Origin of the sequence: Brevibacillus sp. BD137 (genome assembly GCF_041644655.1) — a bacterium.
GTDB classification, from domain to species: domain Bacteria; phylum Bacillota; class Bacilli; order Brevibacillales; family Brevibacillaceae; genus Brevibacillus; species Brevibacillus brevis_D.
The window spans coordinates 329729-340358 of record NZ_JAOTNO010000006.1 but is presented as its reverse complement, the minus strand read 5'-3'; the positions used below and the strand labels follow the sequence as shown (position 1 = coordinate 340358).

12 protein-coding genes are annotated in these 10630 nt (G+C 47.3%); 11 read left to right on the top strand and 1 reads right to left on the bottom strand.

Annotation, left to right across the window (positions count from 1 at the left end; all coding sequences use genetic code 11):
- Positions 1 to 122 precede the first annotated feature (122 nt).
- From ODZ53_RS16445 to ODZ53_RS16420, 6 genes are all read left to right on the top strand, one after another.
- Positions 123 to 2177: a methyl-accepting chemotaxis protein gene (locus tag ODZ53_RS16445; protein ID WP_372678370.1), complete on the top strand. Its 2055-nt coding sequence runs from the start codon at positions 123 to 125 to the stop codon at positions 2175 to 2177.
- 206 nt (positions 2178 to 2383) lie between these two features.
- The gene (moaA, locus tag ODZ53_RS16440) at positions 2384 to 3403 is read left to right on the top strand and encodes a GTP 3',8-cyclase MoaA (RefSeq protein WP_372678368.1); all 1020 of its coding nucleotides are present in this window, start codon (positions 2384 to 2386) and stop codon (positions 3401 to 3403) included.
- A gap of 266 nt (positions 3404 to 3669) precedes the next feature.
- The gene (infC, locus tag ODZ53_RS16435) at positions 3670 to 4176 is read left to right on the top strand and encodes a translation initiation factor IF-3 (protein ID WP_056497366.1); all 507 of its coding nucleotides are present in this window, start codon (positions 3670 to 3672) and stop codon (positions 4174 to 4176) included.
- Positions 4177 to 4206: 30 nt separating this feature from the next.
- The gene (gene rpmI, locus ODZ53_RS16430) at positions 4207 to 4404 is read left to right on the top strand and encodes a 50S ribosomal protein L35 (protein WP_012685334.1); all 198 of its coding nucleotides are present in this window, start codon (positions 4207 to 4209) and stop codon (positions 4402 to 4404) included.
- A 91-nt stretch (positions 4405 to 4495) separates the two neighbouring features.
- On the top strand, positions 4496 to 4855 hold the full coding sequence (gene rplT, locus ODZ53_RS16425) for a 50S ribosomal protein L20 (RefSeq protein ID WP_007728568.1): 360 nt from the start codon (positions 4496 to 4498) through the stop codon (positions 4853 to 4855).
- Between the two features lie 158 nt (positions 4856 to 5013).
- Positions 5014 to 5379: a hypothetical protein gene (locus ODZ53_RS16420; protein WP_041749316.1), complete on the top strand. Its 366-nt coding sequence runs from the start codon at positions 5014 to 5016 to the stop codon at positions 5377 to 5379.
- A gap of 65 nt (positions 5380 to 5444) precedes the next feature.
- Here ODZ53_RS16420 and ODZ53_RS16415 read toward each other — a convergent pair whose 3' ends face one another.
- A complete protein-coding gene (locus ODZ53_RS16415) occupies positions 5445 to 6131 on the bottom strand; it encodes a helix-turn-helix transcriptional regulator (RefSeq protein ID WP_372678365.1) in 687 nt (228 codons plus the stop codon).
- A gap of 213 nt (positions 6132 to 6344) precedes the next feature.
- On the opposite strand from ODZ53_RS16415, the gene ODZ53_RS16410 reads away from it, so the two are divergent.
- The 5 genes from ODZ53_RS16410 (at position 6345) to sat (ending at position 10123) form a co-directional block, all read left to right on the top strand.
- Positions 6345 to 7238, top strand: a complete 894-nt coding sequence (locus ODZ53_RS16410; protein ID WP_256435376.1) for a R2-like ligand-binding oxidase — start codon at positions 6345 to 6347, stop codon at positions 7236 to 7238.
- Positions 7239 to 7414: 176 nt separating this feature from the next.
- Positions 7415 to 7669: a hypothetical protein gene (locus ODZ53_RS16405; RefSeq protein ID WP_372678363.1), complete on the top strand. Its 255-nt coding sequence runs from the start codon at positions 7415 to 7417 to the stop codon at positions 7667 to 7669.
- A gap of 159 nt (positions 7670 to 7828) precedes the next feature.
- Positions 7829 to 8062: a hypothetical protein gene (locus ODZ53_RS16400; RefSeq protein WP_372678361.1), complete on the top strand. Its 234-nt coding sequence runs from the start codon at positions 7829 to 7831 to the stop codon at positions 8060 to 8062.
- 238 nt (positions 8063 to 8300) lie between these two features.
- On the top strand, positions 8301 to 9002 hold the full coding sequence (locus ODZ53_RS16395) for a phosphoadenylyl-sulfate reductase (protein ID WP_064200986.1): 702 nt from the start codon (positions 8301 to 8303) through the stop codon (positions 9000 to 9002).
- Positions 8984 to 10123: a sulfate adenylyltransferase gene (gene sat, locus ODZ53_RS16390; RefSeq protein WP_372678359.1), complete on the top strand. Its 1140-nt coding sequence runs from the start codon at positions 8984 to 8986 to the stop codon at positions 10121 to 10123. The genes ODZ53_RS16395 and sat overlap by 19 nt, the downstream gene beginning before the upstream one ends.
- The last annotated feature ends 507 nt before the right edge of the window (positions 10124 to 10630 follow it).

The following is a 10630-nucleotide window of genomic DNA, read 5'->3' as shown; positions in this document are numbered from 1 at the left end:
AGTTTCGGGCGGCTTTTTTTCAGTAAACGTTTACTTGATACGTTTACTTGGAAAAAAGAACGGGAAAAGGATGTAGAGTTAGTATTCTTATACGACATCAAGAAGAACAGCGGGGGATTCGCATGCGGGTAAGCATCAAGCAAAGACTGATAGCAGCATTTCTTGCCATTATTTTAATCCCGATTGGGGTGATTAGCTCATTTGTATATGTCAGTATGGAGGAGCGAATCCAGTCTTATTTTATTGAATCCTCGACAAAAGAAGTGGCTCAGGTAGACAACGCGATTAACTTGTATTTCGACTCGATTCGTGAAAACGTCAACCTGATAGCAGGCAGTCCCTTACTAAAGCGTGCAGATAACACCATCACGACGTATATGGACAAACCAACCAAAACCAAGCATACCCCACTGCAAAATGGCGGGGTAGAGGCCGCTATTTTTCAAGATTTCCTGCGATTTGTCGATTCTCATCCGAATACTGCCTTTATTTATTTAGCGACAAAATACGGAGGATACATACAGTGGCCGACAGATGATGTCATCGCGAATTACGATCCGCGTACAAGGGATTGGTACAAAAAACCAATGGAGAATCCCGGAAAAGTGATCACAACAGATCCTTATCTCTATTTGGGCGATAACAGTATCGTGATCAGTAACGTGACGACGTTAAAGGATGACAAGGGTGAACCATTGGGCGTTGTTGGACTGGATGTGAATTTAAAAGGGCTAACCGATATTTTGAAAGAAATTAAGATTGGGAAAACGGGTTATCTCATGCTGGTGGGCAAAGACGGAACGATTTTAGCTAATCCCAAGAACCCCGAGCTCAATTCGAAAAACCTGAAAGATACCCAAATTCCTGAATTGGCCGCTATTGCAGAGAATACCCCCAGTAGCTTTGCGGTCACGATGAACGATACCGAGTATTTGGCGAACGTCTTTACTTCCAATAAAACCGGTTGGAAATATATTTCGTTTATCGAAAAAGCTGAGCTCTCTGCTGAAGCCAATCAAATCGGTTTCACCATTGGGGCATTAAGTATTTTGTTTGCCTTACTAGCGGCTGTTGCTTCTGTTCTTTTCTCGCATAAATTTACCAAGCCATTGCTTGCCATCGTTGACCAGATTGCACAGATCGGTCGAGGTGACTTTACCGCGGAATTGCCCAAAAACCTATTGGATCGAAAAGACGAAATCGGCATGCTTGGTCATAGCATTCAGGTGATGCAAGTATCCATCCAAAGACTCATTCGGGAAGTCCAAAAAGCGGTGAACACCCTCTCTACTTCGTCAGACAACATATCGGTTCGCATGGCGGACAATGTAGATACTGCGAACAAAATATCTACCACGATACAGGAAGTAGCGAGCGGGGCGCAAAATCAGCTCCGAGGTACGGAAGAATCCGCAAGAGCGATGGAAGAAATGTCGATCGGCATCCAACGTGTGGCGGAGACAACCTCCATTATCTCGGAATCATCTACAAGTACGGCGGATGAAGCGCAGCTAGGAAACCAGTCCATCCAAAAGGCTATCCAGCAAATGGACTCCATCCGTGGCTCTGTGGAACATTCCGTATCCGTCGTCAAGCAATTGGGTGAGCGTTCCAAAGAAATTGTGCAAATCATTGACGTGATAACAGGAATTGCCTCTCAAACGAATCTGCTTGCTCTCAACGCAGCCATTGAAGCTGCTCGTGCGGGAGAGCATGGACGAGGTTTTGCTGTCGTAGCAGATGAAGTGAGAAAGCTCGCAGAACAATCTGATGAGTCTGCTCGACAAATCGCCAACCTGATTCAGGAGATCCAAACAGATACGAACATGGCGGTCAACTCGATGGATTCCGTCAATCAAGATGTTCAGGTTGGATTGTCTACTGTACTGGAGTCAGGAGAAGCTTTCCAACGCATCTTGCAAGAAATTCAACAGATAACCGATCAAATTCAAGAGGTATCTGCTGTCTCTGAACAGATGTCTGCCGGATCGGAACAAGTAGCAGCATCTGTGGACGAGACTGCCCAAATTGCAAGGGTTTCAGCGCACAATGCTGAAAATCTGGCGGCTTCCTCCAAAGGTCAGTTGGCCACAATGGAAGAGTTTGCCGTTTCATTTGAATCCTTGAACCAGATGGCTCGCGAATTGGAAAGAATGATTCGCAAATTTAGGATATAAGAATGCATAGCGGGAAGAGTACGAATGTCAGGAGGAATTCGTACTCTTTTTTTGCAAAGCGAACCCATTTATGCCACAATGTGCTGTTTGCGTTTGAAAATTTGGCGATTTCGATTTAAGATAATAGACTGGAACGAAGTTGAAATACGGTATGATGAAGATGAAGAGGAAAAGTCGTCCTATAGATAAAAGGAGAGTGAACAGCTATGCCAGATAAAGTGCTTGATTTACGGAACCGTCCTCTCCGAGATTTACGAATATCTGTCACCGATAAATGTAATTTTCGTTGCCGTTATTGCATGCCTGCCGATATTTTTGGACCGGATTTTGAGTTTTTGCCGCAAAGCAAGTTGCTGACCTTTGAGGAAATTACCCGTTTGACCCAGATCTTTACTTCGCTTGGAGTCGGGAAAATCCGCATTACCGGCGGAGAGCCATTAATGCGCCGAAATTTGCCTGAATTGATTCGAATGATACGTGAAGTAGAAGGCGTTCAAGATATTGCGATGACGACCAACGGTTCTCTCTTGTCGCGCCATTCGCAAGCGCTAAAAGAAGCAGGACTGGATCGGGTCACGGTCAGCCTGGATAGCTTGGATAATGAGCGCTTTGGGATGTTGAATGGAAGAGGCTATCAGGTCGATGCTGTGCTGGATGGGATTCGTGTTGCAGCAGATGCTGGGCTTTCGATCAAGATCAACATGGTGGTACAGCGCGGAGTCAATGATCAAGATATTTTGCCGATGGCACGGTACTTCCGTGAGCAAGGGCACACCCTTCGATTCATTGAATTCATGGATGTGGGAAACAGTAACGGCTGGCGGCTGGATCAAGTCGTACCTTCCCGTGAAATCGTGCGTATGATCCATGAAGAGATGCCGTTGGTAGCGACCGAAGCGAACTACTATGGAGAAGTGGCTTCTCGCTATCGCTATGAGGGATCGGACCAGGAGATCGGGTTGATCTCATCGGTGACCCAAGCTTTCTGCTCCACTTGTACGCGGGCGCGTCTGTCGGCAGAAGGGAAATTGTATAATTGTCTCTTCGCTTCATCCGGAGATGATTTGCGCGAACCAGTCCGCGATGGACGCTCGGATGAAGAGATTCGCGAGCTGATACGTGCGATCTGGGAGCGGCGTGACGTGCGCTACTCGGAGGAACGACTAAGTGAAACGCCTGGTCTCGACAAGCGTGAAAAGGTCGAAATGTCCCATATCGGGGGATAATTAGGTATTAGCCTTGACAAAACCCAAGCTACCTAGTAATATAAATTGCGTGTATAAACAACACTTCATACTTCGAGAACAAGCAGAGGCGCCCAGCTTCTCACCTGGGTCGACGTCGTATACGACTGTTGACAGGTAACTCTTACGCAAGGATCCTCGGATCCGATGAAATTGCTTAGGTGAGATATGTGCGGGCGCAGAATGCGTTCGCACATTTTTGTTCCTTCTCGAAATTGACGGGGGTGGCAAGTATTAGCAAGGATCAAATGTTAATTAACGAAGCGATCCGTGCCCGTGAAGTCCGTTTAATCGGTGCTGACGGGAGCCAATTGGGAGTCGTACCTTTTAGGGAAGCATTGCGCATTGCCCAGGAAGCTGAATTGGATCTGGTAAACGTTGCTCCTACAGCCAAGCCGCCTGTATGCCGTATCATGGACTATGGAAAGTTCAAATACGAGCAGGCGAAAAAGGAAAAAGAAGCGCGTAAAAACCAGAAGATCATCGAGCTGAAAGAAGTGCGTTTTTCTTCTAACATCGAGGAACACGATTTTCAAACAAAGCTTCGCAACGTCCGCAAGTTCTTGGAGGATCAACACAAGGTGAAGTGTACGATCCGTTTCCGTGGACGGGAAATCACCCACTCCGAAATTGGACTAGGCGTTATGGAACGTGTAGCTGCCCAGTGTGAAGATCTCGCTTCGCCTGAGCGCAAGCCGAAGATCGAGGGCCGCAGCATGATCATGATTCTGGCTCCGAAAGCGGAAAAGCAGTAAGATAGTAGTTTAGACAGGAGGATTTTTCAGATGCCTAAAATGAAAACCAACAAGGCCGCTGCGAAACGTTTCAAAAAGACTGGAAGCGGCCAATTGAAGCGCGACCGTGCGTTTGGTAGCCACTTGTTCGCTAACAAATCGACGAAAGCTAAGCGCCACCTGCGCAAAGCTGCACTCGTTTCCAAAGGCGATCAAAAACGTATTGAGCAAATGCTCACTTACCTGTAAGTTTTTCTTTATTACACACCATTACGCAGCATGAGCTCCCTAAGCGCCTAGCAGTAGGCCGCCATGCTGGAAAGACCAGGAGGAGTTTAGTATGCCAAGAGTAAAAGGTGGCATTGTTACACGCCGTCGTCATAAGAAAATCCTGAAGCTGGCGAAAGGATACTTCGGTTCCAAACATCGCCTGTTTAAATCCGCTAATGCGCAGGTAATGAAATCCCTGCTGTACGCATACCGTGACCGTCGTCAAAAGAAACGTGATTTCCGCAAACTGTGGATCACTCGTATTAACGCACAAGCTCGCATGAACGGTCTGTCCTACAGCCGTTTGATGCACGGCCTGAAAGTTGCTGGCATCGAAGTTAACCGCAAAATGCTGGCTGACTTGGCTGTTAACGACAAAGCTGCGTTCAACGAACTGGCAACAGTTGCAAAAAGCAAACTGAACGCTTAATTTTTGAATAGAAGAGCCGATCTTCCCGATTGAGGGCAAGGTTGGCTTTTTTGTTGTGGTCTAGAGCGCAAAATCAAGCGAATAGCATCCTACACCTGTCCACACGCTATCAATCTCCTTGTCATATCTTATAGCAAAGATAGGAGGAGTTGAGTGGCATGGCAGAATTACGAGTAAGCCTATGGGCAGGTCGAAACTTTGAAGCTCGTCGTATTCGTTTTCGTAGACGTGGGGTAGCAGTTAGACAGTGTCAGGCTCTTGAATTCAATGACGTACTGTCGAGTTTTCGATTACGAGCAGGGAATAATGGCCGAGTGACACTCGTTCTGTTTTCAGGAACCGCTTATCAAGGCGATTTTCGTGTCTTTCGGGGCAATCGAGATATTGCCAACCTCGGTAATTTTGGCTTCAACAATCGTACCTCGTCGTTCATTTTTGTGGGACGCAATCTGACTACTTCTCAAATCAGGGAGATTCAACGGACGAGAACAGCACCGAGAAACGTGGTTGAAATCAGAACGTAGAAAGGGAAGTTTGAATCAAAGAAAAAACAACCGAGCTCACATTCGGTTGTTTTTTCTGTTTCTATTCAACAAATGATTCGCTGGCGAATAGCGTCTGCCACACCCTGTGCACGATTTTGTACACCGAGCTTTTTTAAGGCGGACTTGATGTAATCCTGTACGGTAAACTCACTAATTCCCATCCAGGTCGCCATCTCTTTAACGCTTTCGCCCCATGACATTCGCTGCATGACTTCGACTTCTCGGCGAGAGAGCTTGGCGGTTTTAGGGCGATGAGAGTCGGTTGCCAATACTTTGCCCAGCATCGAACAGTATGCGCTCAAAGATTGTACCAATGGATGGTTGATGCCAGAACAGCCATCCTGATGCCAGGAAATACCGGCGTAGCCGAGTACATTAGGCCCATAGCTGATAGGGAGAATGAGCGCATAAGGGGCGCCGTACACTAAATGGGGCGGCAACTGACGAATCGCCTCAGAATCTAGTAGTACGGCTCTCTGTTCACGGATCGCCTGCTGGATAAGGGGCATATTGCGCAAGTCCACCCGGATATTTCGGATGGAGCATAACTCTTGGTCAAGGATCGACCATAGTCCTTCACCTGTTTGACTGAGCGTGGAGTAATTGCACAGAATGGCTCCCGTAAAAGGAAAGAGATCCACGAAACCACGTACAGCAAGCACTAGTTTCTCCTCGTAATATGCGGTTTCTTCGATTCGATCGATGTACATGTTCAGCTCTGGACTGACCATGGAGTGATTGCCACCTCCATTTGAGTGATAAACACCCCCTGATTTTTGGGGATATGAACGACCGTTCAGCCTGACCTATAATCAACCTACAGCGCCTTCATTTTATCAAACCGCAGATCGGAGCGTAAAGAATAGAATTGGTATAAATTAACAACTCCACAACTTCTTTCATTCATTCGAAATAGAAGGCGTATCAGAAAAAAGAAAGGTTGGATGGGGATGAGGAATGGTTTTGTTTCGATCAGCCAAAAAGGATTCGATCAGGAGCTACTGCCATACCAGTTGTATCAAAAAGCGAAGAGATACGGCATTTGGAACCCGCAAGACATTGATTTTACACAAGACCGCGAAGATTACGCGAATATGAATCCAGAGCAGAAGGAAGAAACCTTGGGACGGATTGCTGGTTTTCTTGGTGGGGAAGAGGCTGTCACCCTCGATCTTTTGCCTTTGATCATGGTCATTGCAGAGGAAGGGCGACTGGAGGAAGAAATGTTTTTGACGACCTTCCTCTTTGAAGAGGCCAAGCATACGGAGTTTTTCCGGTTGGTTCTCGACAACATCGGCGAGTCAGGAGACTTGCATCATTTTCACGATGATGTGTACAAGCGAATTTTCCATGAGATCCTACCGAATGCACTCCATCGTCTATTGACGGATAAATCCCCCGAAGCCATCGCAGAAGCTTCTACTGTCTACAACATGTTTGTGGAAGGCGTGCTCGCTGAGACAGGTTACTATGCGTTTTACGAAGCACTCAGCAAAACGGGGCTCATGCCTGGTCTCATGCAAGGAATTGGGTATTTGAAGACAGACGAATCGCGGCACATCAGCTACGGAACATTCCTGCTACAGCGATTGATCTGTGAGCATCCGCATATTTACGATGTCATTGCCAAAAAGATGGATGAGTTAGCTCCGATGGCAACTCATCTGTACGACTGGATGGATGACCCACAAGGGGTGAGTGCATTCGGAGTGAAGATCACTGATTTGAAGCAGTTTGCGAAAAAGCAACTGAGTGTGCGCATGGAGGTACTTGCCCGAGCAAAAGGACAGACGATTGAAGAGCTGTATAAGCATACAAGGACAACGATTGATGTGTAAGCAAAAATGCGATCGAACATATTCGCCTCTTTGTTTACAGAACTAGGCTATGGTCCTAAAGCAAAATCCGCCCAAGGTCTGAGTAAAAAACAACCTCCCGTCCGTGTTAGACAGCCTGGCTGATCCCTTACAATAAAGCCATAAGAGGAAAACATTGGATAGGGAGAGAGATCAAAATGAGAAAACAAAAGTGGATGATGTTGGGAATTACAGCAGTTGTTTGTTCGGCGATGGTCGTGCCAGGGGCGTTTGCCAAAGAGAAAGAAGACGCATATTCCGTGACGAATGCTTTCTTCGCTCCTGCTCCGAACACGACGGCACCAGTAGTCCAGAAAACAGATACCGTAACAGGTACGCAAACAGCAGGTACGCAAACAACAGGAAGTGCATTTATTTTCGCCCCAAATGTAAACGAAAAAGAAAAAAACTAATGGGTTAAAGCATCCGAACAGGATGCTTTTTCTTTTGGAAAAAACGAATCCATCTCAAGTCTGAGAAAAAAACAATCTTTCGTCCGTGTCGAGCAGACTCCCTACTGCCATACAATAAAAAGCGTTACAGGAAAACATTGGATAGGGAGAGAGACATAGATGAGAAAACCAAAATGGATGATGATGGGTGTAACAGCAGTAGTCTGTTCAGCATTGCTCGTGCCAGGAGCGTTTGCAAAAGACAAGGATGATTCTTACAAGGTGCTACCTTCCTTGGTAACCCCTGGTTCTTACGCCGTACCAACGGTTCAAAAAACCGAGGTCAAAAACACGCAACAAACCGGAGCCTCTTTTATTTTCGCCCCCACCGTAAACGAAAAAGAGGAGAAATAAAGCAGAAGAAAGCTGTCAGACCCTGTCTGGCGGCTTTTTTTCTGTGAAAAGCGTCCTCTCTCATCGGGGGATCGAAACATCTCGACGTTTTTCATAAAAGGGGATGCGACCGCTTGCATTCGATCAAACGATCATGACCGTTTGGTTTGGGCGAGTTGGATGTAGGTGGACGATGCGCCACTTCCAGTCACTAGGCATATGATGGTGGGTGAATCCTAGCAAGAGAGGAGTTTCGCTGATGAGCAATCGCCAGAAAATGGCGGATGAGGAATTACAGGAATGGGCAAGCAGACTGGAGACTCAAGCGCCCCAAGACGTGCTTGTGAACGCCGTGGAAAACTATGCAGCGAGTCTGATCCTAGCTGCCAGCTTTGGCGCTGAAGATGTCGTTTTAATCGACATGCTGCACAAATTGGCTCCCACGATTCCTGTATTTTACCTTGATACCAACATTCATTTTGCTGAAACGTACGATACGCGTGACAAGCTGCAAGTCAGGTACGGCACGACATTTATTCAAGTGCAGCCACAGGTGACGTTAGCCGAGCAGGCAGAAACACACGGTGACAAACTGTGGGAGCGAGAACCGAATCTTTGCTGCGAGATTCGGAAGGTAGAGCCATTAAAGCGCGTCCTGTCCAACTATCAGGCGTGGATTACAGGCATTCGCCGCGAGCAATCACCTACTCGAGCGAATACCAAAAAAGTGGAGTGGGACGAAAAATTCAACCTGGTCAAATTCAATCCGCTAGCAGATTGGACGGAGGCCCAGGTGTGGGAATATATCCATGCACATGATGTCCCTTACAATCCATTGCACGACCGGAACTATCCAAGCATTGGCTGCCGAGTATGCACGCGCGCTGTCCTGCCTGGCCAAGATTCCCGGTCGGGACGGTGGGCTGGCTTCGAAAAGACCGAATGCGGTCTGCACAAATGAACAGCGCAGGAGGGAAAGATGTGAAGCAAGCGATTTTGCCGCACGGGATCAAAAAAGCCATTATGGTGGACAAATGGACCCTGTCGGACATCGAATGTCTTGCCATCGGAGCATTTTCGCCGTTGACTGGTTTCATGGAAGAGGCGGACTACCAAACTGTCGTGGAAACAATGCGTCTGGCCAATGGAGCGATTTGGCCGTTGCCGGTGACATTGGCTGTCGATGCAGATGAGCATGACGATCTTGTGCCTGGCGACAGCATTCTGTTACGTGGGGAAGATGGAGTGGACTATGCGATTTTGCAGGTGAAAAGCTGCTTTGTGCCAGATAAAATGCGTGAGGCAGAGCTCGTTTTTCGCACGGTGGATCTTGCTCACCCCGGTGTGAAAAAGCTGTTTGAAAAGCCAAACCTATACGTGGGTGGGCCTGTAGAAATCCTGCAAAAGCCACAGCCTGAGCGCTTCTCTGATTTTTATTTGACGCCGGCAGAAACCAGAAAAAGATTTCTAGAAAATGGCTGGAAAACGGTGGTTGGTTTCCAAACGCGCAATCCTGTTCACCGGGCGCATGAGTATATTCAAAAAGCCGCATTGGAGATTGTCGATGGCCTTTTTCTCAACCCATTGATGGGGGAAACGAAATCAGACGATGTTCCTGCACAAGTACGAATGAAAAGCTATCTCGCCCTTCTGGAAAATTACTATCCACACAACCGTGTACTGCTCGGTGCTTTTCCGGCTGCTATGCGATATGCAGGTCCGCGTGAGGCGGTGTTCCACGCATTGGTACGAAAAAATTACGGTTGTACGCACTTTATCGTTGGCCGTGATCACGCAGGGGTAGGCGATTACTACGGCACGTATGATGCGCAGCACATCTTTTCCGAGTTTGCTCCTGGCGAGCTCGGTATCCAGCTGCTCTTTTTTGAGCACAGCTTTTACTGCAACGCCTGCCAAGGGATGGCGACGACCAAGACGTGCCCGCATGACAGAGATTGTCATATGACCTTATCGGGAACAAAAGTGAGGGAAATGTTGAGAAACGGGATGACGCCACCTCAGGAATTTACACGTCCGGAAGTCGCGACGATTTTGATTGAGGGATTGAAATCTCCGCAATAAAACGGAACCGGAAGAGCAGGAGAGGGACGGCAAAGCCGTTCTTTTTCCGTTGCAAAAACTGGACAAGTTTGGTGAAAAACGTCTCGGCGTTTTTCATAAAAGTATACGCGACCGCTTGCGGTCAACAAAACGGTTTTGACCGTTTGTTGTATCCGCTTTCACGCAAAAACCGCGCTGTAAAGCCATCTCTAACTGAGCATTCGTTCGGACGAAAGTCTAGTAAAATCTTTTTGTTTTCGTTGACACCCCCTAGGTGCCTAGCTATAATCAGACGTAACACTTTATTCTGACAACAACAATATTGAAAATATTTTTTAAATAGCAGGCTATGACGAGGACGGTGCGCGTTTCCCCTTTTACAGAGAGCCCTGATGCTGAGAAACGGGTATAGGGTACGTCGCATTGCTCACCTCCGAGCCGTTTTGCTGAAACTTGCTTTTGCAGGTAGTAGGCCAAACCGCTTAACACCCGTTAACGTGTTACAGTCCACATTTGTTGTGACTGGCT

Coding starts and splice junctions, on each gene's coding strand:
- ODZ53_RS16445 (WP_372678370.1), top strand. CDS start 123: ATGCGGGTAAGCATCAAGCAAAGACTGATAGCAGCATTTCTTGCCATT.
- moaA (WP_372678368.1), top strand. CDS start 2,384: ATGCCAGATAAAGTGCTTGATTTACGGAACCGTCCTCTCCGAGATTTA.
- infC (WP_056497366.1), top strand. CDS start 3,670: ATGTTAATTAACGAAGCGATCCGTGCCCGTGAAGTCCGTTTAATCGGT.
- rpmI (WP_012685334.1), top strand. CDS start 4,207: ATGCCTAAAATGAAAACCAACAAGGCCGCTGCGAAACGTTTCAAAAAG.
- rplT (WP_007728568.1), top strand. CDS start 4,496: ATGCCAAGAGTAAAAGGTGGCATTGTTACACGCCGTCGTCATAAGAAA.
- ODZ53_RS16420 (WP_041749316.1), top strand. CDS start 5,014: ATGGCAGAATTACGAGTAAGCCTATGGGCAGGTCGAAACTTTGAAGCT.
- ODZ53_RS16415 (WP_372678365.1), bottom strand. CDS start 6,131: ATGGTCAGTCCAGAGCTGAACATGTACATCGATCGAATCGAAGAAACC.
- ODZ53_RS16410 (WP_256435376.1), top strand. CDS start 6,345: ATGGGGATGAGGAATGGTTTTGTTTCGATCAGCCAAAAAGGATTCGAT.
- ODZ53_RS16405 (WP_372678363.1), top strand. CDS start 7,415: ATGAGAAAACAAAAGTGGATGATGTTGGGAATTACAGCAGTTGTTTGT.
- ODZ53_RS16400 (WP_372678361.1), top strand. CDS start 7,829: ATGAGAAAACCAAAATGGATGATGATGGGTGTAACAGCAGTAGTCTGT.
- ODZ53_RS16395 (WP_064200986.1), top strand. CDS start 8,301: ATGAGCAATCGCCAGAAAATGGCGGATGAGGAATTACAGGAATGGGCA.
- sat (WP_372678359.1), top strand. CDS start 8,984: ATGCGGTCTGCACAAATGAACAGCGCAGGAGGGAAAGATGTGAAGCAA.